The organism is Tenacibaculum aiptasiae (assembly GCF_008806755.1).
GTDB classification, from domain to species: Bacteria; Bacteroidota; Bacteroidia; order Flavobacteriales; family Flavobacteriaceae; genus Polaribacter; species Polaribacter aiptasiae.
On the sequence record NZ_WAAU01000059.1, the window covers coordinates 1 to 294 of the forward strand.

At 36.1% G+C, this 294-nt stretch carries 1 tRNA gene; it reads right to left on the reverse strand.

Annotation, left to right across the window (positions count from 1 at the left end):
• Window positions 1-141 precede the first annotated feature (141 nt).
• A tRNA-Ala gene (locus F7018_RS17965) sits at window positions 142-215 on the reverse strand.
• Between the last annotated feature and the right edge of the window lie 79 nt (window positions 216-294).

The following is a 294-nucleotide window of genomic DNA, read 5'->3' on the forward strand; positions in this document are numbered from 1 at the left end:
TCTAGAACGAGCTCTTTATAATTTGTTCTTATAAAAAATATTCTTGTTAAATATTTAAATTTAACTTCTCTATCTTGATTCTTTACGATATCATTCTACCAATATGTCAATGAACGTTTTCAGATTCTTTTAACCTGATCGTGGAGAATACCGGAGTCGAACCGGTGACCTCTTGCGTGCAAGGCAAGCGCTCTAGCCAGCTGAGCTAATCCCCCATAGTCTTTTAGGCATGAGTTCTTAGTCGTGAGTTATTAGTTGTAACAACCCATACTTCTCAACTTCTAAAATTTCCTT